Genomic DNA, 24,836 nt, shown 5'->3' with positions numbered 1-24,836 from the left:
TTAAATTTATAAGTTTAGGTCTTATATAAAGAGTATATTAATATCAATTAAAAATTAAAATCGCTTAAAACGCAAAATATGAAGCGTTATTTATTGTATTAACTAGATTTTAGAATTGGTTTGACCATATATGTTTTTTCCTATTAGACAATATATTTAAGTAAAAAATCGGAAATGACAATAATGTTTCTAAATAAGATATTTTTACATAAGAAGAGAGGTATAATGACGTAATAATTATTGCACAAAATAGTAATTTTGTGCAATAATTTGTAATTAATTACAAAAAAGGTAGAATTACTATATATAAACAGACTAAAGTCAATTAATATAAATTTTATATATAATGAGGTTTTATTATGAAAGAAATTATCCAGCCTATTCTCTTAACAGATTATTTGAATTATTTAAAATCTATTAGAGGCTTATCTTCTAATACAATAAAAGAATATTCTTATGATCTTAATTTACTCATTAGGTTTATGATTGTAAGAAAAATATATTTCGGCAATATAGTTAAGTTTAGCAAAGAGTTTAATGATGATGAGATTAATAGTATTATTAATCCTTCTTTTTTTGAAACATTGACCCTGCAAGATTTCTATTCTTATCTTAGTTATCTGGACAACGAAAAAAATGATACTGCATCTACTAGAGCTAGAAAAATATCTGCAATAAAGTCTTTTTATAAGTATCTTTACTCTGAAATTGAAGTGATTAATTCAAATGTCAGTGAAAAGTTATCAAATCCTAAAATTAGCCAAAGACAGCCAGTTTACCTCACATTAACAGAAACTGAAAGACTTTTTGATACAATTAATAATGAAAAAAATGACTTTCTAAGATCTAGAGATTTGGCTATTGTATTTACTTTCCTAACTACTGGCATGAGGCTTTCAGAGCTTGTTAGCATAGATATTACAGATATAGTTAATGATCATTTTAACATTATAGGGAAAGGTAATAAAGAAAGAACTGTTTATCTAACAGATAATTGTTTGCAACTTATATATAGCTATATTCTAGTTAGAGCAAAATATATTGGAGATAAGGATATTGATGCCCTCTTTATATCCACCAGAAAAAAAAGAATATCTAATAGAGCCGTCCAAAGCACTATTGATAAATATCTTAAAAAAGCTGGTTTTGATACTTCGATTTATTCTACACACAAACTTAGACATACAGCTGCTACTCTCATGTATAAATACGGAAACGTTGATATAAGAGCTTTAAAAGATATTTTAGGCCACTCCAATGTATCTACGACACAAATATATACACACTTAGATGATGATGATTTAAAAAATGCAGTAAATAAAAATCCCTTATCGAATTTAGATATTTAAAAAGCTTAAGAAATTACTCTTAAGCTTTTATTAATCTAATTAATATAATTATCTTTTTTAAATCTATCTAAAACAACCTTCAAGGCTAATTTTCCATGATTATAATTAAGTCCACCTTGTAGATATACCATATAAGGTTCTCTTATTGGGCCATCTGCTGATAGCTCTGATGTTGCGCCTTCAACAAATCCTCCTGCAGCCATGATTACTGGATCTTCATAGCCTGGCATCGCAAAAGCTTCTGGAACAAAATTAGAATCTACACTACATGCTTCTTGAATGGACTTACAAAATAATTTGACTTTTTCAGGATCTTTTAACATGATCGACTGAACCACATCGGACCTAGGATCATTTACAGCTGGTATTACTTTATATCCCAATTCATCAAATGTATTTGCAAATAAGAGTGCAACTTTCATGGCTTCCTTTACAACATGAGGAGCAAAATAAAGTCCCTCCGCAACTAATCTATTTGTGCCAAAACTTAATCCCTCGTCTTTTCCAATGCCAGGTGCAGTCAAATAGTTAGAACAATACTCTATAAGATCTTGTTTGCCACAAATATATCCACCAGTTATTGCAAGACCGCCGCCTAAATTTTTGATAAGTGATCCCGCTAAAATATCAGCACCAACTTCTATAGGTTCTTTTGTTTCTGTAAATTCACCATAACAGTTATCTACAAATATTATGGCATCAGGATTTGCTTTTCTAATTTCAAGAATTGCTTGTTCAATTTCTTCTATAGTAAAAGCCCTTCTTAATGTATATCCAGTTGATCTTTGGATTAGAACAAGTTTTGTATTTGAATCAACTATATTTTTTATATTATCATAATCTATACTATTATCCTTAGTCAAATCTAACTTATCGTAAATTATGCCTCTTTCAGTTAAATTTCCTTTTTTGTTTCCTGCGATACCAATTACTTGTTGCATGGTATCGTATGGATCATCTGTTATGGATACCATCTTATCACCATAATTTAGTAAAGAAAATAGTACTATAGATAGTGCATGTGTACCAGAAACTATACTTGGTCTAACTAAAGCGTCTTCCGCCTTAAAAATATTTGAAAATATCGCTTCAATTTTATCTCTACCATTATCTGCGTAACCGTATCCTGTAGCTTGATTAAAATCTGATGTTTGAAGATCACAAGCTTTAAATGCAGCTAATACTTTCATTTGATTGTATTCAGATATTTTATCTATAGACTTAAATTTATCATCTAGTTTACTTTCTATTTGTTTGATTTTATCAGTAAAATCATAATCTATTTTAAAATTGTTAAAAATATCGCTATAATTCATAAGCTCCCTTAATTATATCTAATATTATATCACTAGCATCATTCTTGCTTAAATTATCCATCATTATTTCATGGCCGAATCCATACTTAAGATATTTTTTCATCCAAGTTATTTGTCTTTTTGCATATCTACGAGTATTTCTTTGGATAAGATTAATCATCTCGTCCATACCAATAGATCCATCAATAAATTCTAGAACCTCTTTATAACCAATAGCTGCCATGGATTGAGAATTTTCATCCAGGCTATATGCTTTTATTAATGATTCAACTTCACTAACTAGCCCTTCATCAATCATTTTTAAAACTCTATTATTTATTTTATCGTATAATAAGTTTCTATCATTATAGTTTAAAAAGAAAACAATAGGTTCAATATCTTGATTTAGTTTTCTTTCTCCTATCCTCACATCTGAAGGTAATTTGCCACTTACATGATGTATCTCTAACGATCTTATAATTCTATTTAGTTCATTAGGATGGTATCTGTTAGCTGTAATAGGATCTATTGAATGTAATTTATCATATAAATATTGATTTCCTTTTTCTTTTGCTAAGTTTTCTAACTCTCTTCTATAATTTTCATCCTTCTTGACATTTCCATAATTCATGTCAAAAAGAAGAGAATCTATATAAAATCCAGTTCCTCCAGCTATGATTGGAATTCTAAGATTATTATTTATATCTCTTACTATAGATTTAGCCTCAGTCGAAAAATCTTCTACAGAATAATTTTGGTCAGGATCAACTATATTTATCATAAAATGATTTACTTCAAAATTATAAGTTTTATTCGTTCCTATATCCATATCTCTGTAAACTTGTTGACTGTCAGCTGAAATAACTGGACTGTCGAGATATCTAGCGATATTTATTGCAATGTCACTTTTACCACTTGCTGTTGGACCAGTGATAACTACCAATTTATCTTTCAAAATATTTCTCCAAATCTTCTTCACTCACTTTTATAATAGTAGGTTTTCCATCTAAAGTTTTATATGGATTTTCCATTGAAAACAACTCTTTTAAATAAGTTGTCGCTTCCTTCTCGCCTATCTTGTTGCCTTTTCTAAATAAAAGGTTAAGCTTTGATTTTTTAATCTTTTTATAGATATAATCTGTCCCCATATCATAATCAATATCTAATAAATCATAGAAAAAATCGTCATTTTCAGGGATTTCAAATATGACTGGAACAGATCTGATAACTATAGAAGATTCACCAATAATTTCTGCATCAAAACCTAATTTCTTTATAAATTCCTGTTTTTGCTTGAATTTCTCTACATCATTTTGCATAAGATTTATTATCTTAGCATCCATTAGAATTTGACTAGCAACAGACTTACTCTTAAAATCATTCATAAATTTGGTGATGTTAATTTTTTCCGATGCTCTCCTATGATTTAAAATATATAAAGTATTGTCCTGTTCAAATAAAGAATATCGCCCCATAAAGGATGTCTTGTATTCTATATGATCAATTTCATCAATAAATGAATCTTTTGATAAAGTTGGAATTTGCTTAGATTCAGTTTTCTTATGATTAGTATTTATATGTGAACGCCTATCTTCATTTAATATATTTGCTTCTAAATCGAAAAAATCATCTTCTAACACGTTACTTTGAGATTGTTCATTATTCTGACTTTGGCTTTCATATTTAGTTTCATTATAATTTTCTTTTACAAATTTATTGGTGTTATTGTATTCATTTAACAATTTAGAGTAGTCAGTAAAGTCCATCAATTCATCATCTTTATCTTCTACAAACTTGATTTCATTAGGTTTGTAATTATTTGATATAGCTTTTAAAATACTGTTTTCAATCAAATTCAATAGAGATTCTTCGTAATTAAAATTGATCGTTTTTTTGTTTGGATGAATATTAACATCAAGATTTTTAGCATCAGTTGTAACAAACAAGAAAAATGCTGGAAATCTATTACTTGGTATATTATTTTTATAGGCATGTTCAACAGTGCTCACAATAATTTCACTATCTACTAACCTATTATTGATAAATAAGTATTGTAACGACCTATTTCCTCTGTAATAATTTGAATTTGAAATGAACCCTCTTATCTTGTATTCGTCATTAGAACCATTAATTTCTAGTAAGTTGTCTCCAAGGCTATCATCTAGTAAATCAGAAACCTTAGTTTTGAAATCGTAGGATTTGTTCGTAGTAAACAATACATTGTCATTTTTAATATATTTAAAAGAAATATTATTATATCCTATAGCAAAAGCATACATCAATCTATTTATTTTATTGGCTTCTATAGCGTCTGATCTTAAAAATTTGCGTCTAACAGGTATATCTCTAAAAATATCTTCAGCTATTATACTAGTTCCAACATTAGTCGCTATGCTTGAGATTTTGCTTATTCCGTTATCTATTACAATCTTACTTCCTATATCCTGATCCTTGGTTTTGGTGATAGCAGTGACTTTACTAACAGTAGCGATACTTGATAGGGCCTCTCCTCTAAATCCTAGGGAATATATATCAAATAAATCGTTAAAATCTTTTATTTTAGAAGTAGCGTGTTTGCTAAAAGCTAAATCTAAATCATCTCTTTCTATGCCACAACCATTGTCGGTAACTCTAATATATGTTTTTCCACCATTTTTGATTTCAACAGTGATTGAGTCAGCCTTAGAGTCGATGGAATTTTCTACTAATTCTTTAACAATAGACATTGGCGATTCTATTACTTCACCAGCTGCTATTTTTTCGATTGTTTTGTTGTCTAATTTTACTATAGGCATTATAACTCACCAATCTTAATTAATAATTTATTAAGTTCATTCATAGCTTCTATCGGAGTTAAATTGTTAACGTCGACAATTGAAGCATCTTTTTTAAGTTCTCTTATTTTATTATCAGAGATTTCTGTAATAGATTCTGTTACTCCTGCTTTCTTGTCAGTATCAAATACATCTTCGCTTCCGAGTTTTTCCATAATAAGTTTGGCATTTTCGATAACTTCGTCTGGTAATCCACTTAACTTCGCAACTTCTATTCCATAAGATCTATCAGATTTACCTTTCTTTATTTTCCTTAGAAATACAAGGTTATTATTTTCCTCCAAAATTTCTATCTTAAGGTTTTTAACATTGTCTAGCTCATTTTCCATTATGGTTAACTCATGAAAGTGTGTAGCAAATACGGTTTTAACTTTTTTCTTTTTACTTAAATATTCAACTATAGCCATTGCTATACTTAAACCATCATCAGAACTAGTACCTCTACCAACCTCGTCTAAAATAACAAAAGAATTCTCAGTTGAATTTTTGAGGATACTAGAAACTTCATTCATTTCTAACATAAAAGTTGATTCACCTTTGGAAATATTATCGCTAGCACCTATTCGAGTAAATACTTGATCGCATATGGATATTTGAGCAGATGTAGCAGGTACAAATGATCCCATCTGAGCAAGAATAATTATAATAGCCATTTGACGCATATAAGTAGACTTACCCGCCATATTTGGACCTGTTATTATCTGAATTAAATTGTCAACTTCACCGATATCGGTATCATTAGGAATAAACTCGTTTTCATTAAGGTTATTTTCTATTACAGGGTGTCTACCATCTTTTATTTTTATCAAATTATCAGTCCTTATTTCAGGTCTAACATAAGCATTATCTCTAGCGATTTTAGCAAAGGTATTTAAAGTATCAATATTTGCTATCATCTTAGCTAGAGCTTGAAGTTTAATGGTATTCTTAAGTATTTCATCGCGAACCTTTTTAAATATTTCATATTCAAGGTTGTTTATTTTATCTTTTCCTCCCAAAATCAATTCTGATATTTCTTCTAATGTTTCAGTAGTATATCTTTCTTGATTTTTGAGAGTTTGCTTTCTAACATATGAGCTTGGAACTTTATCAAGATTTGATTTAGTGATTTCTATAGAATACCCATTATTTTTATTGTAAACTATCTTGTAGTTTTTAATACCAGTAGCTTCTTTTTCGCTATTTTCATACTCTATTAATTTGCTTTGTGCTGAACTAGAAAGATCTTTTAGATCATCTAAGCTCTTATCATAGCCTTTTTTAATCATTCCACCTTCAGTAATAGCTATAGGAGGATCACTGACTATTGATTTATCTATTAAATCATAAATAGAGTCAATATCAGGTATATTTATTCCTATATTTTTAATATTTTGATCATCATGATTAACTAATATTTCTTTAAGCTTTGGTATATTATAAATGGAATTTTTGATACTTATTAAATCTCTGGCATTCGCTCTTTTATATGAAATCTTTGCTACAAGTCTTTCAAGATCATATATATCTGATAGGTAATTAGATATATTAGTTGAAAGAATAGAATCATTTAGCAATGTTTCAACAATATCTAATCTTTTTTCTATTTGTACTTTATCAATTAGTGGCCTTTCCAAATATTCATTTATCATCCTTGAACCCATAACTGTGTCAGCATTATCCAAAATGCTTAAAAGGCTGTTTTCTTTAGTGTTATTATTAAGATTTCTATGAAGCTCAAGATTTTTCCTAGTACTTGCCTCTAATTGCATATAATTATTTATTTCTAATATTTCAATGTTATTTATATGACTCAGGTTATCTTTATGGTATTTATATGTATAGTCTATTAAATTCGCTAAGGAAATAATCGAAAGACGCAAATCTGATATTTTTTTTAAATTATCTATTCCTAAATGATCTTCAATTAATTTTGCCCTACTTTTATAGTCTTTTGGATTTTGGATATAGTTTACAAATACCTCATTATCATTAAAATATGATTTTAAAATTTTATCATCATAATCTGAATTTATTAGAATTTCTGAGGGGCTAATCTTTTCTATTTGATCTATTGCTCTTCTACCTATCGAAGAACTCATGCCTCTTATTTCTAAGGTTACAAGTTTACCTGTTGATATATCACAATAACTTAAAGATAGACCATACTTATTTTGAAATAAAGATAGGAGATAATTGTTTTCTTTCTTGTTCAAAGATTCCATATCAGTAATTGTCCCAGGAGTAATTACTCTAGTTATAGCTCTTTTTACTAACCCCTTAGCTTCCTTTGGATCTTCGACTTGATCACACAAAGCTACTTTGTAACCGTGTTTAACTAATTTAAAGGCATATGTATCTATTACATGATGAGGGACACCGCACATTGGCGCCTTTTTACTGTGGCCACATTCCTTGCCTGTTAGTGTTAAAGATAAGACTTTACTAGTAATTATTGCATCATCAAAAAAAGTTTCATAAAAATCACCAACTCTATAGAGTAGAATTGAATCCTTAAAATCATTCTTAATATCAACATAATGTTTTAGCATAGGTGTAAGTTTATCATAGTTAAAGTTATTCTTCATAAAAACCCCCAGTCCGTATTATAATAATATACTCTTAATATAGTAGAATTTAAATCATTTAATTTTCAACTTGCATGAAATTAATTAAAGTCACTAGTTTAAAAATGATAAGGATAATAAATTGATAAATTAGCTTTGTAATGGTAATGTTAACTTATGAAGTTAAATAAAAAAATAGCTTTATTATTACTTCTAGTACTCACATCTTGTCAATCAAAAACCATTGATAATGGTTATTTGGACAAGGAAAATGTGCAGATGATTGAAGATATAAATAATTTAGCTAGCGATACTTTTAAAAAAGGCAAAGAACTAATTAAGAATATGGATCTTATAAATAAATCCAAGCCAGAATATAAATCAGACCGAAAAGAAGATTTAATCAAAAATCTCGAAATTCCAGCAAAAACTGATCCAAAAGCAAAATGGATCTATGACAATTATAACAAATTACCAAATATTCAAGCATATTTGGTTGGAAACGACACAGATACTGTCGAATTTGTCTATAACTTAAATAATAATATCAATGAATTTGAATATAAAGAAGGAGAAAGCATTAAACTAAATAGATCTACTCCCTACTATTTACAATGGGATAATAGGTGGGCTTATGATCAATTATCAGATTCAAATATAGGAATAGCTGGATGCGGTCCTACATCAATATCGATGGTTTTATCAAGATTAACTAATGACCCATCTATAACTCCAAAATTGATTGCAAAAGACGCTCAAGAATTTATGGTAGAAGAAGGTATAGCGTGGTCGTTTTTCGAGCACGAAGCGAACGAATATGGGTTTAAATGCGAAGATATTCCAAACGATAAAGATAAGATCATCGAATCATTAAAAGACGGTCCTTTAATTGTTTCAGTACAAAGAGGATATTTTACACTTTCTGGACATATTTTAGTTATTGATTCTTATAAGGATGGTAAATTTATTATAAACGACCCAAATAGTGTAAAAAATACAATGAGAGAATGGGACTATGAGCATCTGAAAGATGAAATTGTTCACATTTGGAAAATTTCTTAAAAAATATTTGACAACTGCCATATATAGTGTTATTATATAAAGGTAGTTGATACGCACCATTAGCTCAGTTGGTAGAGCACCTGACTCTTAATCAGGGTGTCCAGAGTTCGAGTCTCTGATGGTGCACCATTTCATTTAGAGGCTTTGCCTCTTTTTTATTTGTTAAAATTTATTAAAGATTAGATAAAAAATCGGAGCTATTAAATAACTCCGATTTTTTATTATTATATTTTAGTTTAAACTCATTTCATAAATTTTTCTTACATCTTCTGGTTTTAAATCTATAAATCCTTTTATAACACCATTTTTACCACAGGCTTTTTTGCTCATAGCATCAAAGTTTTCATCATCTATACCTACAGCATTTAAGTTGTTATCAAGACCTAATTTTTCAAAAAAGAATTCAGATACTTTATCTATTGTCTTTCTTGCAACTTCCATTTTATCTTCAGATTGGTCTAGGTTAAATACATTTACACCTAAATCATAAAACTTGTTTACTGTATCTTCACTAAGAACGTACTCCATCCATCTTGGTGTCAATATAGCAAGTCCTAGTCCGTGTGTTATATCGTAGAAAGCAGAAAGTTCATGTTCCATAGGGTGATTTGACCATTCTGCATTAGATGATGCAGATAAGAATCCATTAATAGCCCATGAAGATGCCCACATTAGATTTGCCCTTGCTTCATAGTTGTTAGGATCTTTTATTGCTTTTGGTCCATATTCAATAACTGTTTTCATCAATGATTCCATCATTCTATCTAACATATACATATTATCATTGTTATTAAAGTATATTTCAAATAGATGAGACATAATATCTGCACTACCCGCAGCTGTTTGGAATTCGCTTACAGTATAAGTTAATTCTGGATTTAAAAATGACACTTTTGGTCGTGTGTAATAGCTTCCAGCAGAAAGTTTTTCACTAGTTTCAGGATTTGATATTACAGCTCCACCATTCATTTCTGAGCCTGTTGCTGCCATCGTCAATACAGTAAATAAAGGTATAGCATCCTTTATTTCTTTTCCTTCTGATATAAATTTCCAAGGATCAAATTCAACTTTTGCTCCTGCAGCCATAATCTTTGATGCATCAATAGTTGATCCTCCACCAACAGCCAAGATTGCACCTATTTCATTTTCTTTGATTAATTTTACACCTTCTCTTACAGAGTCAATTCGTGGATTTGGCTTTATTCCTGATAGCTCAAAGATTTCTATGTCCTTACTTTTTAATTCTTTTATAACTTTGTCATAGACGCCATTTTTCTTTATGGATCCGCCACCATAGGTTAATAATACCTTGTTTGAATATTTTCCTACTTCCTCTCCAATAAAGTCTAGTGCGTCTCTACCAAAATGAACTCTTGTTGGTATATCATAAGTAAAATTGTTCATGATTCCTCCTATTTATATTAACGCCTTACACAATTTATACCCATTATAAGGTAAACAAAAAACCTATACGATTAAGTATAGGTTAGTATCTATTTATCTTGAAGAACATCGTTAGCTGCTTCTAGAAGAGCAAGCCCTGTATAGTAATTATCTCCCATCAAATCATATATTGCATCTTCAGTTAGAATAGCTTGGTTTATATCTTCTCCCATCTCCCCTCTGTTTGATGCATCCAAATCTTTAGTGAATTGATCGCTGTAATAATAGCTTACAAGCTTTTTATATTCTTCTTGATGATCTTCAAAGGCTTCTAGCGACTTTTTTAGATCTTCAATTACCTTTTTGTGGTTATCATAAATATCATTTAGTTCATTTAAATAAGTAAAATCCATTTTATTCTCCTTTGATACAGCTGATTATTTTTTCTACATCATCTTTTATAATGCTAGCAAATTCTTCATCACCTTGATTAGTAGTTACTATAATAATTTCTTCTTTTGGTAGAATAGCTATCATTTGACCACCGGTTCCAATAGCAAAAATGACCCCTTCATTACTGATCCGTATGCCTAAACCGTAGCTGTTTTCTGATATATATTTGTACTTAGAAAAACTAGAAGTATATACTATAGGTGTATTCATCATTTCAATATATTTACTAGCTACTAGGTTTATACCCTCAAATTTTCCTTTATCTAATATTATTTTTCCAATTTTTAAAAGGTCTAAATCACTTAAATATAGTTTGGTAGCTCCTGCAAGATGAGATCCGTACCTATCCCACCTAGGATTTGTAATTCCAATCTTACCAAATAAATTATTATTAATAAATTCATAAGCTCCTTCATTTAAAAGCTTATCCATTAAACATGAAAGAATATAATATCCAACATTTGAATATTTAAAATACCTTCCAGGCTCATATTTAATAGGATAATTTAGCGAGTAACTTACAAGTTTATCATTATCGATTGTTGGTATATCTTTTGACATTAGCAAAGGTTCACCATAACCCATGGTGTGAGTTAGAAGGTGTTTAACCTTTAATTTTTTAATATATTCTAAATTTTCAGTATTATTTATAGTTAGTTCATTCTCTAAGTAAGGATAAATAAATGTCTCTAAATTATATTTCTCATTTGATTTTTCTATTAGTATACCATAAGCAATAGCCATTACTGTTTTAGCTATTGATCTAGTATTAAAACTTATATAATTAGGCTCACCCAATAAGATGTCTGATTTGTTATCGTATATTAGTAGAGAACTTGCTTTAGTATGTGCTATTGCGTAAGAATATATTTTTTCCAAATTATATCTCATACTATTTTTCTAATAAGGCTATTGCCTCTAAATGTCTAGAACGTGGGAACTGATCGAATAATTCATAATCTTTTATTTTATATCCTGCACTTATAAATTCCTTTATATTTTCTACTTGAGTTTTTGGATTGCAGGATATATATATAAACTTTTTAGTATCAATTTTAAGTATCTTTTCTAAAGAATTTGAGCTAATACCAGCTCTCGGTGGATCCAAAATAACTATATCATATCTATTTCCAACTTTTTCTATCTCTTCTAAGACATCACCACAAAGGAAATCTATATTTTTAATATCGTTTAATGCTGCATTTTCCCAAGCCTTATCTACAGCTTCTTTTACAATTTCTATTCCTGTAGCTGATTTCGCCTTGGTTGCCATAACCTGTGTGATAGTTCCAGTCCCTGAATATAGGTCAAGAACATCCATTTGACCATCAATGCTTGCTAAGTCAAAAGCTTTCTGATAAAGTTTTTCTGCTGTGTATATATTTGGTTGAAAAAATGAAAATGGAGAAATCTTAAAATTTAATCCTAACATTTCTTCTACTATGTGGTCTTTACCATACATGAGGTTGATTTTTTGAGGAATGACTGCATCTGCAACTGAATCATTAATCACATGAAAAACAGACACAATTTTTCCTTCTACTTTAGAGTCTAGTAATTTATTTAATAATAGATTTTTTCTTATATCGTCAAAACTAGTATCACTTGTTGTAACTAGGATTACCATAATCTCACCTGTCCTATGAGCTTTCCTTACTATTAAATGTCTTAGTAGTCCCTCATTAGTAGATTTGTGATAAAAATCTGTTTTTTTATCCCTAAAATACTCCTCTACATTTGATCTAATAATGTTAAAGTCATTGTCTACGATATTGCAATCTTTGGGGCCCACTATTTCATAAAATCTATTCTGTCTATGAAGACCTAAAACTAATTCTCCTCCCTTTTCCCTATCTCCAAAAGTATATTCCATTTTGTTTCTATAGGCTTTAGTTTTAGGAGATTGATTAATTTTGATATCTCCTTGATAATTTATGCCATTTTCCTCAAACATTTTCTTAATCATGTCTACTTTTAGCATGAGTTCAGTTTCGTAGGCTAGTCTTTGGTAAGCACAGCCTCCGCATATATCTGGATTTGAACAGGTATTGGTGTTATTCTCTAAATCTGAGTGCTCTAATAAATCCAAGTATTTTGCTTTTATCTTATCTTTTCCTCTTTTAGTTGTTTTAATCTTTACAGTTTGTCCCAATACACCACCCTTAAATTCAATTACTTTTCCATTTTCATCAAGACCTTGTGATATATTAGGGTATTTAACTTTTTCTATTTTTACTTCTTTAATTGCCTTTTTTCTCATTATTTCTCCAAAACTTATCGGTAATCTCTTTCACATTACTTCCGCCGTCTAAATATAATATATTCTTCCAGTGAGGAGGATATAACTTCTTGTATTTATTCCAAGAAAATCTATCATCAACAAGATATACTATACCATAATCCTCATTACTTCTTATAACTCTACCAGCTGCTTGAAATATCCTATTTATACCAGGATATGTATATGAATAATCAAAACCATTTAAACCTTTTTCATCAAAATGTTTTTTTATCAAATTTCTATCATAAGATACCCCTGGCATTCCGACTGATATAATCATAGTACCAATTAGCTTATCTCCTACTAGATTTACTCCTTCAGAAAAGATACCGCCTAAGACCAAGAAGGCTATTTCAGAACTTTTATCTGTAAATTTATTTAAAAAATTGTCTCTTTCAATTTTAGTCATACTTCTATCTTGAATAATAATATTGTCATCATATCTAACCATATAATCTCCAGCAATAGTTTCTAAATAATTAAATGATGGAAAAAATATAAAATAATTACCATTTTTTGTATTAACAAACTCATTAATTGAATCTGATATATATGTTACGCTATTAGTTCTATCTTTATATCTAGTACTTATTGATTTCTGCATTATGAGTTGCTTATCTGAATTAAACGGACTATTAAGTCTTAGTTTTAACGCATCACTTGCTCCTAAAATATTTACATAAAATAAAATTGGTGAAAGAGTAGCAGAGAAAAATATAGTAGAAACAGCTAACTTATACTTATTTTTTAAAATATCGGAAGGATCTATACATTTTATTTCGAATGTCTTTACTTTCTCAATGTCATCGTAAGAAATTATATGATAGAAACCATTCATAAAATTATCAGATATTTTAAGATATTTAGTTATATTAAAATATTCATCTAAAATTATATCGTAATTTTTGTTCGTCTTTTCTTCTACTAAAAACTTTTCCAAACTTTTATTTAATTTTATAAGCTTTTCATCAATATCATCTAGATGCTTATTAGTTGAATAATTAAGTTTTTTACCAAATTTAATATAATTCTTTTCAAATTCATCTATTATATCACCTATATTATTAAGAATACTTTTGTCCTTATCTTCATCGAAGTACTCTCTTAGTTGGATAAACTCTTGATTAGTAAATTTAAAGGAATACATGTCTCTAGACCTATCTAAGAGATTATGAGCTTCATCTATTAAAAATATGTATCTTGATATAACTTCTTCAAAAAATCTTCTCATATATGCATTAGGGTCAAACACATAGTTATAATCGCATATAATAAAATCAGAATAAATAGCAACGTCAAGTTCAAATTCGAATGGACATACTTTGTGCTTTTCTGAGTATGATGTTAATGTATCATAATCTATTATAGTTTCGTTGGAAATTATATCTTTTATAGCCTCATTTACTCGGTCAAAATGACCCTTGGCAAATGGACAATCACTTGGATTACATTTTACCTCGTCGTTTAAACATACTTTTTCTTTTGATGTTATATGAAGGCAAAGCATCTTAAGACCTTTTTCTTCTAATAGTTTTAATGCTTTAATAGCTTCATTCCCAGTAGTTGATTTAGATGTTAAGTAAAATATCTTATCAATAAGACCTTCTCCTATAGCTTTTACAGATGGAAATATAGAAGATATTGTCTTGCCAATGCCAGTAGGGGCATCCACAAAAAGATTATTATTATCTAGTATAGATTTGTATATAGCTACTGCCATTTTTCTTTGACCTTTTCTGTAGTTATCATAGGGAAAATCCAAATTTTTGGCTGTAAAATCTCTACTTTCTATATTTTCTGTAAGTATCTTTGAAAAGTCGATATACTGTCTTAATAGATTCATGTAAAAATTTTCTAAATTTATAAATGAATAATTCCTCTTAAAATTTTTAGTATTGTAATCTTCTGTTGATACATAAGTTAACTGAATATCTACAGATTCTAGATTTTTGTTTTTCGACAAAAAATAAGCATAACACATAGCCTGAGCCCAGTGTAGTGAATTAGAATCATCTACATCTTCTAGGTTTCTTTTAGTCGATTTTATCTCATCGACTATATATGATGTTCCATTTCTTATAATACCATCAGCTCTTCCCTCAACATGAAAAGTAACATCTTTGTACTCAGTTATATCTTTTAGATAATATTCACTAGAATAATTATCACCATAGGATTTCTGTATTTTTTGGTGAGCACGAATTCCTTCAATCATTCTTGTATTATCTTTAAAAGTATTATCTATATCTCCTGATCTCATTACAAACTCTATTAAGTTTCTAACAGATATCTTAATTAACATTATAAATCTCCTTAGATGAATTATATCATAAAAAATGGGTAGAATAATAAAAAACAGAAAGGATCTATGATGAACTATAATATAGAAAATGCTTTAAACCACAAAACTATTAGAGAGTTTAAAGACCAAAAAGTTGATAAAGATATAGTAGAAAGTCTTTTAGAGGTTGCTAATCACTCAGCATCTTCAAATGGAATGCAGCTATTTACAATAATAAGAGTAACTGATCAAGAGATTAAAGACAAATTATCTGAAATTGGAAGACAAGAATATATGAGAAGAGCTCCTGAACTTTGGATATTTGTTGCAGATTTGTATAGAAACTATTCTATAGCCAAAGAAAATGGTACAGAAAATGATGAAATGATTAGTTTCGATAAATTTATTCAAGCTTTTACAGATTCTGTAATAGCAGCTCAAAATGTAGTTAGCTCTGTAGAATCAATTGGACTTGGAACTAATTATTACGGAAATATCCACAATTCTACCCAAGACATTATAAATTTGTTAAAGCTTCCTAAATATACTTATCCAGTAGTAGGTCTTGGTTTTGGATATCCTAATCAAAATCCACAATTAAAACCTAGGATGCCAATTTCCTTAAAATCATTTACCAATACCTACAAAGTTTTTGATAATTATAATGAAAAAATTAAAGATTATGATGCAGAAATGACAACATATTATGATCTTAGAGAATCTAATAAGAGAAGTGATTCTTTTTCACTTCAAATCCCTAAAAAACAAGGAACTATAATTGCTAATAGGAGCAAAATGTTTGAGACTTTAAAAAAACAAGGTTTTATAGTAGAATAGCGATTTTTAAGTGCAATTAATTAAATATCCTTTTGTTTTTCATAAATATATACTATAATGAATATATCAGAGTAGATAAAGAGCATTAAGTGTTAAGAAATGGGTTGTTGTTCTTAAACGAAGCAAATGCATGATTCTTTATCGCAACCGCTGCCCTCTGATAGAAAGGGGAAATATGAAAAACAAAATATTAGTAAACAATTTAGTAAAGGCGGCCATGCTTACAGCGCTTAGCATTATCCTATCTAGAGTTTTGGGGATACAAATAACTCCAAATATTAAGATTTCATTTGGAACTCTACCTTTGATGCTTACAGGAGTTTTATTTGGACCAATGCTAGGGACTTTATCAGGTTTGGCATCAGATTTAATCGGAATCATGATTAATATTGGTGGGACTTATCACCCAGGATTTACTTTAGGAGCAATACTAACAGGCATGGTTCCTGGTATAATCTTTAAATATGGCAAAAAGAAAAATTTAAGTACCAAATTATTAATTTTATTGGTGATTTTATTTGTCTACGGAATTAATCATGGACTTTTGACTCCACTATGGCTTACACAACTGTATGGAACTCCTTACAAGGTACTTCTAGCTGGTAGGGCTGTCAAAGTGATCCCAGATGCAACAGTAAACTATATATTACTTTTATTAGTTTATGAGAAGCTAATTCCTAAAATTAAATAAATTTAAAAGAGTATTACATTTCGTAATACTCTTTTTCTATTAAAACTTTCTACTAGCACCGCCACCGCCTGTGCTACCTCCTCCGCCGCTGAATCCTCCTCCTGAAGACCAGCCAGTCCATGAATCATCGTCATCACTTCCGAATGATCCTCCAGTCCAATAAGGATAATCATAGTTTCTTCTACCCCTACCTCTATAATAAGAGCTAGGTCTAATAAATAATCTTGATAATAATCTAGAAAATATTATGAAAATGAACAATATTATAATAATATCAGTAATTGTGAGTCCATCATCTTCATTAACTCTATCCTGATAGTAATCATAATCTCCTGTTAACTCAATACCGTATTCATCAATTACCTGTCCAACAACAGCATTAAATCCTTCGTTTATTCCCTTAGAATAATCACCTTGTTTAAAATAATCTAGCATGAAATCATCTATTATCCTTCCTACCTTGGCATCGTTTAACTTACCTTCGAGGCCATAACCAGGAATAATAGAAATTTCTCTTTGGCCAGTATTTTTGTTTTCTAAAAAAAAGATTAGAATACCGTTGTCTTTTTGCTTGTCACCAATTTTTAATTTGTTGAATATTTCACTTCCATAATCCATACCTTCGAGGCCGTCAGGATTATTTAAGGTCGCCACCACAATTTGAGCTCCAGTTTTACTTTCTAATTCCAAATTTGTTTTTTTAATATTTTCTTTTGTTTCGTCATCTATTATAGATAATTCATCATAGCAATAGTCTTTTATACCATCATATATACTATCTGCTTTAGCAAGGCTAGGAAAAAGGCAGAATAATACTATGAAAATTATGTTGAGTTTTATTATTTTAGCCTTTTTCATATTATCTCCTATTTATTAAAGTCAACAGTTGGAGCTTCTTGCGCGCTTTCACTAGCTTTGAAGTATTCTGCAGGTTTAAATCCAGTTATTTTGCCTATTAGATTTGTAGGAAATCTAACTAGTTTTGTATTAAACTCTTGACAAGCCTCGTTGTAGTTTTTTCTTTCAACTGATATTCTATTTTCACTACCAGCTAATTCATCCATCAATGCAACAAATTGCTTATCAGCTTTTAGTTCTGGATAAGCTTCAACTACAACATTAATATCACCTACAGCTCTTGTTAATTCATCATTAGCTTCTGCTAATTCTTGCGGAGAATTCGCATTTTGAACTCCTGCTCTAGCATTAGTAACTTTAGTTAGAGTTTCAGATTCGTGATCAGTATAACCTTTAACTGTGTTTACTAGATTTGGTATCAAATCTGCCCTTCTTTGAACAACGTTTTGTACTTGAGCGTAAGCTTGATTTACATTTTCTCTTGATGTAGCTAAATTGTTATAAGTTGGTACAATAGCGATTAATAAAATAACAGCTATTGCAATTACAGCAATAATTGCTGAAAAACCTTTGTGCTTTTTATTTTCTCTCATAGTTCCTCCTTTTTATTAATTATACCCATCTAGGAGAATAACATTATTATATTTTAAAGATTTTTTAACATCGATTATTCTTTGATTTGATGAACCTCTAAATTTCAATTTCAAGTCTTTAAGTTCTTCAACAAATTCGCCATCGACCAAAACATCTACCAACTCTAATATTTTTCTTGTTAATCTGATATTATTGAGAACTTCAAATTTAAATCCTGAATAAATCCATATTGACTTATCAGATTCTTTTCTTATCTGTACTAGGGCATCATATAGACCTTCTGGGCTTTCAAATGGTTCTCCTCCGAGTATCGTAAGACCTTCTACTTCCTCTAGTTTTAAATAAGATAAAACTTCTTTTAAAGATTCGTCATTCCATGTCTTGCCATAATTAAAATCCATATAATCCCTATTAAAGCAATTTTTACAATTTCTATCACAACCAGATATGAAAAATGTAGTTCTTATACCAGGGCCATTTGCTACATCATATTTTCTAATTTGACCATATTTCATATGTGAAGAACCCTTGCCTTGATTTCCTTTGTTCTACCTTCATTCCAGAAGTTCTCACCTAAATATCCACAAGTTCTTCTAACTACTGTTAGACTGCTCCTATCCTTATTTCCACAATTTGGACAATACCAGTTATTTTCATCATCCAGTAGTATCTCTCCATCATAGCCACATTCACCACAATAATCAGATTTGGTATTAAACTCTGCATATTGAATATTATCATAAATATATTCTATCATAGTCATTACAGCAGGAATATTTGAGGTCATGTTAGGTATTTCAGCATAAGAAATACAACCTCCAGTAGATAATTCTTGGAATTCAGATTCAAATTTAAATTTATCAAAAACTGATATTTTTTCTCTTACATCGACATGGAAAGAGTTTGTGTAATATCCCTTATCTGTAATATCTTCTATTTCTCCAAATCTATCTTTGTCAATTGAAGCAAACCTATGAGTTAAGCTTTCTGCAGGTGTTCCATAAACTGCAAAGGCAATACCATATTTATCTGACCATTCTTTTTTCTTTTCATTAAGGACTTTCATTATTTTTAATGCAAAGTCGTGTCCTTCTTTAGTAGTGTGAGATTTACCTACAGTTAATTTGCTTGCTTCATAAATACCAATATAGCCAATTGTTACGGTAGCATATCCATTTTCTAAAAGCGGTTTGATAGATTCATGTCTTTTTAGTCTTGCAATCGCTCCATATCTAAAGTGTATAGGAGATGAATCGCTGGTTACTTTTGATAAATGTTCATATCTTAATAACCCAACTCTTTTTATGAGATCTAATCTTTTATCTAAAATTTCAAAGAATTTGTCTTCATCTCCGTTTGCAAGTATTGCAATTTGTGGAAGATTAATTGTAGCAACACCCATGTTAAATCTTCCATCAAATTTGTAATCGCCATTCTCGTCCTTGTAAGGTGGTAAAAAGGCTCTACATCCCATAGGAGAAAATACATTCCCCTCGTAGTTTTCACGCATTTTTTTAGCAGAAATATAATCAGGATACATCCTCTTAGCAGTGCATTTTGCCGCAAGTTCTGTCAATTCATAGTAAGGAGAATCTTTATGTATGTTATTTTCATCTAATACATATATGAGCTTTGGGAAAGCAGGCGTAACATAAATACCTTGCTCATTTTTAATTCCTTTTATTCTCTGCTTTAGAATTTCTTCAATTATTCTTACAGTATTATCTAAATACGGATCTTTTTCATCTGTATGCATAAATAAAGTGACAAAAGGAGATTGACCATTACTTGTCATTAAGGTATTTATCTGATATTGAATAGTTTGTATACCACTTTCAAGGTCTCTTTTTGTTAGAGCTTTTGCCATTTCTACAGCTTTATTTTCATCACTTAACATGCTTTTACTTAATTTTAAATTTTTATCATAAGATTTTTTAAGATATGGACTTAAGCAAGAGATATTTATTGACTGACCACCATATTGATTACTTGCAATTTGTGCAATAATTTGTGTCATAACATTGCAAGCAACTTGGAATGATTTAGGAGTCTCAATCATCTTGTCATTAACAACAGTTCCATTATCAAGCATATCCTTCATATCAACTAAACAGCAGTTAAAGATAGGTTGGATTAAATAATCTAGATCGTGTATATGCATCGCACCAGATTCGTGTGCTTCTACTAAATCAGCTGGGATTAATTTTCTTTTTGCTATGTCTTTTGCAACTTCACCCGCTATAAGATCTCTTTGAGTTGAAGCGATTATAGGATTTTTATTTGAATTTTCATCCATAACATCTATGTTTGTTTGATTTAATAAGCCGAGTATATCATTATCTGATGTATTTTGCTCCCTCTTATAAGCTTGAACTGATTTGTAAGATTCATATGCTCTTGCAGTTGCAGGATTTTTCCTTTCTATTAGTTTATAATAGACTTTATCTTCTATATCATATATAGAAATTTCCTCTAAATCTTTTGATTCATTCTCTATTTCCCTAGCAATCTCCTCTGCTTGATTATAAACAAAAACTCCACTAGGAGAATTCATAGATTTTTCTATTGCATTTACTATTTTATATTTATAGAATGGATCTTTTAAGCCATTTCTCTTAATTACTTGTAACATGGTGCCCTCCTACTTATATATTAGCAATTACAATTATACCATATATAGTGGCATTCGCAAAAAATGAATACTATATATAGAGTTGTCGTCTTGATTGAGGGCTTCAATTTATTTATTTTAATATATTTATACATTTAAAAAAACATAAAAATAACCCTCAAATCTATTTGTTAATCTTAAGATTTGAGGGTTACTAAATATTAAAAATCTTATTTGATAATAAACTTTAATTTATTATTTTCATCAAGATCTAATAATGCTGTATCTTTTTCAGCTACTTTTCCTTCAATAATTAATTTTCCTAGGTCTGTTTCAACATGTGTTTGTAGGAATCTTTTAACAGGTCTTGCACCATATTCGATATTATAAGCATTAGCCAAGATATATTCTTTTGCCCTTGGACTAATATCTAAGTTTATATCTCTGTCTTCTAGTCTATGTTTAATATCTTCAATTTGTAGGTCAATAATTTCGTAGACTTGATCACTTGTAAGTGGAGTAAACATTACAATATCGTCAATTCTATTTAAAAATTCTGGTTTAAATGAATTTCTTAAAACCTTATCAACATTTTCTCTGTTTTCCTCGTTTATAGTTCCATCTTCAATTAATCCATCTATTAGATATTCTGACCCAATATTACTTGTCATTATAATAATAGTATTTTTGAAATCTACAGTTCTTCCTTGAGAATCGGTTAGTCTACCATCATCTAATACTTGTAATAAAATATTGAATACATCTGGGTGTGCTTTTTCGATTTCGTCAAATAATATTACAGAATAAGGCTTACGTCTAACCGCTTCTGTTAGCTGTCCTCCTTCTTCATATCCTACATAACCAGGTGCGGCCCCTATTAGTCTTGATACAGAGTATTTTTCCATGTATTCACTCATATCTATACGAACCATGTTTCTTTCATCATCAAACATGGCTTCTGTTAGTGACTTTGCAAGTTCAGTTTTACCTACACCTGTTGGACCTAAGAATATGAATGAACCTATAGGTCTATTTTGACTCTTAAGACCTGATCTAGCCCTAATAATAGCATTAGAAACAGCTTGGATAGCTTCTTCTTGTCCAATTACTCTTTGGTGAAGTTTTTCAGGTAAATGTAAGATTTTGCTTCTTTCACTCTCTACTAGTTTATTTACAGGAATATTTGTCCAATTGCTTACAACATCAGCAACATCTTCATCTGTAACTTCCTCTTTTATTGAACCATTTTCTGCTTGGTCTGAATTGTTGGTTGCTTCTTCGAGTTTCTTTTTTAGCTCTTCTAATTTTCCGTATTTTAGCTCAGATAAGCGTTCAAAATCATAGTTTCTCTCAGCTTGTTCTATTTGAACATTAACCCTATCAATTTCTTCTTTTATGCTTTTTACATCATCTATAGCAGACTTTTCTTCTTTCCATTTCATAAAGTCTTGGTCAAATTTCTCGGACAAGTCTGCTACTTCTTTTTCTAGCTCTTCTCTCCTTTTTATAGAATATTCATCATCTTCTTTTTTTAGAGCTGTTATTTCTATTTGAAGTTGTAATAGTTTTCTTTTTTGTTCATCCAAGTATGTTGGCATTGTGTCTATTTCTGTTCTTACTGTTGCACAAGCTTCATCCATTAGGTCTATAGCCTTATCTGGCAAAAACCTATCTGAAATATATCTATCAGATAATTCAGCTGCAGCAATTACTGCACTATCCTGAATTCTTATACCATGGAATATTTCGTATTTGTCTTTTATACCTCTAAGAATGCTAATAGTATCCTCAACTGAAGGTTCTGCTACCATAACTTTTTGGAAACGACGCTCTAAGGCACCGTCTTTTTCTATATATTGTCTATATTCATTAAGAGTAGTTGCGCCTATGACTTTTATTTCTCCGCGGGCAAGCATTGGTTTCATGATGTTAGATGCGTCCATTGCCCCCTCAGATTTACCTGCTCCCACTATATTATGAATCTCGTCTATAAACATTATAATTTGGCCATCTGACTTTTTAACCTCATCTATAACCGCTTTGAGTCTTTCTTCAAATTGGCCTCGATATTTTGCTCCAGCTACGAGTGAACCCATATCAAGTGAAAATATTGTTCTTCCTTGAAGTGGCTCAGGAACATCGTTATTTACAATTCTTTGAGCTAGCCCTTCAACTATGGCTGTTTTTCCTACACCAGGTTGACCTATTAGAACAGGGTTGTTTTTCTTTCTTCTTGATAAAATTCTTAAGGCATTTCTAATTTCAGAATCTCTACCAATAACAGGATCTATTTTTCCATCACGAGCTTCTTGAGTTAGGTTTCTACCGAATTTTTCAAGTGGATTTGTTGTTTCTTCTGGATTATCATTTGTCACTTTTTGACCATTCCTGACATTTGTTATAGATTTTTTGAAGTCATTATAAGATATCTTATATTCCTTATTTAAATCACTTATCTCTGTTTTTTCATTTAACAAGCTTAAGAAAATGTGTTCTGTGGAAACATAACTATCTCCCATGTTTTTGGATTCATCTTCTGCTTTAAGGAGAATCCTTTGAAAGACCTGTGTTGGATATATATCAGATCCTCCCTCTAGAGTTGGCATTGCATCTAATTTTTTAGTAATTGCATTTTTATATGATGAGTAGTCAACATTCATTGTCTTAAGTATTTGACTAACAATTGAGTTTGAATCACTTACCAAAGAGTAAGCCAAATGTATTTCATTTACTTCTGGGTTAGAATTTTTTATAGCTATAGCTTGTGAATCATTTATAGCTTCTTGTGATTTTTGTGTATATTTATTGAAGTCCATACTATTCCTCCTCTTTTAGTTTTTTGTATAGATTTACTTGATTTTCGCTAAGTGTATTTGGATTTTCAATTACTATTTCAACTATCAAATCTCCTATATTTCCTTTTCTATCTTTATATCCTCTATTTTTTAACCTAATTTTTTTACCTGCTTGAGAATTTTCTGGAATCTTAACCATGAAAGCTCCTGCATTCGTTTCAATTTTTTTCTTAACTCCAAAATACGCATCCCAAGGATAAATCTTAACCTTTTTTATAAAATCAATTCCATCTAAAGATAAATCATCATCATTTTTTATGCTAACTTTTGCAATTATATTTGCATCTATTCCATATTTTGATCCATCAATTCTGATTTTATTATTATTTTTAATTCCCTTTGGAACAGTTACTTTTACATCAATTAATCTCTCGCCATTTTTAACTTTGATACTTCTATTTGTACCATTCATAGCTTCATCTATACTAATTGTTATCGATGTAGTGATATTTTCTTTTTTCTTCCTGCCAAATCCTTGACCGAAATTAGAAAATCTAGAAGATCCACTTCTTTGATAAGAATTTGAATTTTGACTAAATCCTCCAAATAAACCATCAAAAAAATCTGAAAATCCATTAGAGTTAGAACTAGTATATGTGTAAGAACCATTTCCGAAGTTTCCAAAATCAAATCCAAAATCGCTTGGATCGAAATTCTGTCCGCCTTGGAAGTTTGCGTTTTTACCAAACATATCGTATTTTTTTCTCTTTTCTTCATCTGACAATACTTCGTAGGCTTCATTTATCTCAGTAAATTTTTTCTCTGCTTCTTTATCGTCTGGATGAAGGTCTGGGTGATATTTCTTTGCTAGTTTTCTATATGCTCTTTTTATTTCATCAGGGCTTGCTTTCTTGTCCACGCCCAATATTTCATAATAATCTCTGTATTTCATGTTAACCTCCATCT

At 29.9% G+C, this 24,836-nt stretch carries 19 protein-coding genes, 1 tRNA gene and 1 riboswitch; of the genes, 5 read left to right on the top strand and 15 right to left on the bottom strand.

Going from position 1 to position 24,836, the window contains the following annotated elements; all coding sequences use genetic code 11:
- Positions 1-359 precede the first annotated feature (359 nt).
- The gene (locus E0D87_RS07190; protein WP_130819932.1) at positions 360-1,349 is read left to right on the top strand and encodes a tyrosine recombinase XerC; all 990 of its coding nucleotides are present in this window, start codon (positions 360-362) and stop codon (positions 1,347-1,349) included.
- Between the two features lie 35 nt (positions 1,350-1,384).
- On the opposite strand, the gene E0D87_RS07185 is transcribed toward E0D87_RS07190, so the two are convergent.
- From E0D87_RS07185 to mutS, 4 genes are read right to left on the bottom strand one after another with little or no spacing between them, the layout of a single operon-like run.
- Positions 1,385-2,665: a methionine gamma-lyase family protein gene (locus tag E0D87_RS07185; RefSeq protein ID WP_130819931.1), complete on the bottom strand. Its 1,281-nt coding sequence runs from the start codon at positions 2,663-2,665 to the stop codon at positions 1,385-1,387.
- Positions 2,655-3,599, bottom strand: coding sequence for a tRNA (adenosine(37)-N6)-dimethylallyltransferase MiaA (miaA, locus tag E0D87_RS07180; protein WP_130819930.1), 945 nt, complete (start codon positions 3,597-3,599; stop codon positions 2,655-2,657). The genes E0D87_RS07185 and miaA overlap by 11 nt, the downstream gene beginning before the upstream one ends.
- Positions 3,589-5,439, bottom strand: coding sequence for a DNA mismatch repair endonuclease MutL (gene mutL, locus E0D87_RS07175; RefSeq protein WP_130819929.1), 1,851 nt, complete (start codon positions 5,437-5,439; stop codon positions 3,589-3,591). Before mutL ends, miaA begins: the two co-directional genes overlap by 11 nt.
- The gene (gene mutS / locus E0D87_RS07170; protein ID WP_130819928.1) at positions 5,439-8,045 is read right to left on the bottom strand and encodes a DNA mismatch repair protein MutS; all 2,607 of its coding nucleotides are present in this window, start codon (positions 8,043-8,045) and stop codon (positions 5,439-5,441) included. The genes mutL and mutS overlap by 1 nt, the downstream gene beginning before the upstream one ends.
- Before the next feature lie 156 nt (positions 8,046-8,201).
- Between mutS and E0D87_RS07165 the strand changes: the two genes are divergently transcribed.
- Together E0D87_RS07165 and E0D87_RS07160 are read left to right on the top strand one after the other, a co-directional pair.
- Positions 8,202-9,086, top strand: coding sequence for a C39 family peptidase (locus E0D87_RS07165; RefSeq protein ID WP_242618456.1), 885 nt, complete (start codon positions 8,202-8,204; stop codon positions 9,084-9,086).
- Between the two features lie 53 nt (positions 9,087-9,139).
- A tRNA-Lys gene (locus E0D87_RS07160) sits at positions 9,140-9,215 on the top strand.
- Positions 9,216-9,317: 102 nt separating this feature from the next.
- Here E0D87_RS07160 and E0D87_RS07155 read toward each other — a convergent pair.
- The 5 genes from E0D87_RS07155 to E0D87_RS07135 form a co-directional block, all read right to left on the bottom strand.
- Positions 9,318-10,490 carry an iron-containing alcohol dehydrogenase gene (locus E0D87_RS07155; protein WP_130819927.1) on the bottom strand — a complete coding sequence of 391 codons (1,173 nt, stop codon included), beginning with the start codon at positions 10,488-10,490 and terminating at the stop codon, positions 9,318-9,320.
- Positions 10,491-10,579: 89 nt separating this feature from the next.
- A complete protein-coding gene (locus E0D87_RS07150) occupies positions 10,580-10,882 on the bottom strand; it encodes a DUF4298 domain-containing protein (protein WP_130819926.1) in 303 nt (100 codons plus the stop codon).
- Position 10,883: 1 nt separating this feature from the next.
- The gene (locus E0D87_RS07145) at positions 10,884-11,813 is read right to left on the bottom strand and encodes a serine hydrolase domain-containing protein (protein ID WP_130819925.1); all 930 of its coding nucleotides are present in this window, start codon (positions 11,811-11,813) and stop codon (positions 10,884-10,886) included.
- Position 11,814: 1 nt separating this feature from the next.
- Positions 11,815-13,182, bottom strand: a complete 1,368-nt coding sequence (rlmD, locus tag E0D87_RS07140) for a 23S rRNA (uracil(1939)-C(5))-methyltransferase RlmD (protein ID WP_130819924.1) — start codon at positions 13,180-13,182, stop codon at positions 11,815-11,817.
- The gene (locus E0D87_RS07135; protein WP_130819923.1) at positions 13,163-15,505 is read right to left on the bottom strand and encodes an ATP-dependent DNA helicase; all 2,343 of its coding nucleotides are present in this window, start codon (positions 15,503-15,505) and stop codon (positions 13,163-13,165) included. The genes rlmD and E0D87_RS07135 overlap by 20 nt, the downstream gene beginning before the upstream one ends.
- Before the next feature lie 69 nt (positions 15,506-15,574).
- Here E0D87_RS07135 and E0D87_RS07130 point away from each other — a divergent pair, with 69 nt between their 5' ends.
- Positions 15,575-16,321 (top strand): nitroreductase family protein, encoded by a 747-nt coding sequence (locus E0D87_RS07130; protein WP_130819922.1) that lies wholly within the window; start codon positions 15,575-15,577, stop codon positions 16,319-16,321.
- 65 nt (positions 16,322-16,386) lie between these two features.
- Positions 16,387-16,476, top strand: a riboswitch (THF riboswitch).
- Between the two features lie 20 nt (positions 16,477-16,496).
- Complete coding sequence (locus E0D87_RS07125; RefSeq protein ID WP_130819921.1) at positions 16,497-17,012, top strand: folate family ECF transporter S component; 516 nt, start codon at positions 16,497-16,499, stop codon at positions 17,010-17,012.
- Between the two features lie 39 nt (positions 17,013-17,051).
- Here the strand turns inward: E0D87_RS07125 and E0D87_RS07120 are convergent, their stop codons facing one another.
- The 6 genes from E0D87_RS07120 to E0D87_RS07095 form a co-directional block, all read right to left on the bottom strand.
- Complete coding sequence (locus tag E0D87_RS07120; RefSeq protein WP_130819920.1) at positions 17,052-17,870, bottom strand: TPM domain-containing protein; 819 nt, start codon at positions 17,868-17,870, stop codon at positions 17,052-17,054.
- Positions 17,871-17,878: 8 nt separating this feature from the next.
- The gene (locus tag E0D87_RS07115) at positions 17,879-18,463 is read right to left on the bottom strand and encodes a LemA family protein (RefSeq protein ID WP_130819919.1); all 585 of its coding nucleotides are present in this window, start codon (positions 18,461-18,463) and stop codon (positions 17,879-17,881) included.
- Positions 18,464-18,478: 15 nt separating this feature from the next.
- Entirely contained in the window at positions 18,479-18,979 is a 501-nt protein-coding gene (gene nrdG / locus E0D87_RS07110; RefSeq protein ID WP_130819918.1) for an anaerobic ribonucleoside-triphosphate reductase activating protein, read from the bottom strand.
- Entirely contained in the window at positions 18,976-21,096 is a 2,121-nt protein-coding gene (nrdD, locus tag E0D87_RS07105; protein ID WP_130819917.1) for an anaerobic ribonucleoside-triphosphate reductase, read from the bottom strand. The genes nrdG and nrdD overlap by 4 nt, the downstream gene beginning before the upstream one ends.
- 209 nt (positions 21,097-21,305) lie before the next feature.
- Positions 21,306-23,891: an ATP-dependent chaperone ClpB gene (gene clpB / locus E0D87_RS07100; RefSeq protein WP_130819916.1), complete on the bottom strand. Its 2,586-nt coding sequence runs from the start codon at positions 23,889-23,891 to the stop codon at positions 21,306-21,308.
- Position 23,892: 1 nt separating this feature from the next.
- Positions 23,893-24,822 carry a J domain-containing protein gene (locus E0D87_RS07095; protein WP_130819915.1) on the bottom strand — a complete coding sequence of 310 codons (930 nt, stop codon included), beginning with the start codon at positions 24,820-24,822 and terminating at the stop codon, positions 23,893-23,895.
- Positions 24,823-24,836: the final 14 nt, after the last annotated feature.

It is taken from the genome of Anaerococcus vaginimassiliensis, assembly GCF_900626155.1.
Taxonomy (GTDB): Bacteria; Bacillota; Clostridia; order Tissierellales; family Peptoniphilaceae; genus Anaerococcus; species Anaerococcus vaginimassiliensis.
Note: the sequence above shows the minus strand (reverse complement) of the source record. Positions and strands in the feature narration are given on the sequence as shown.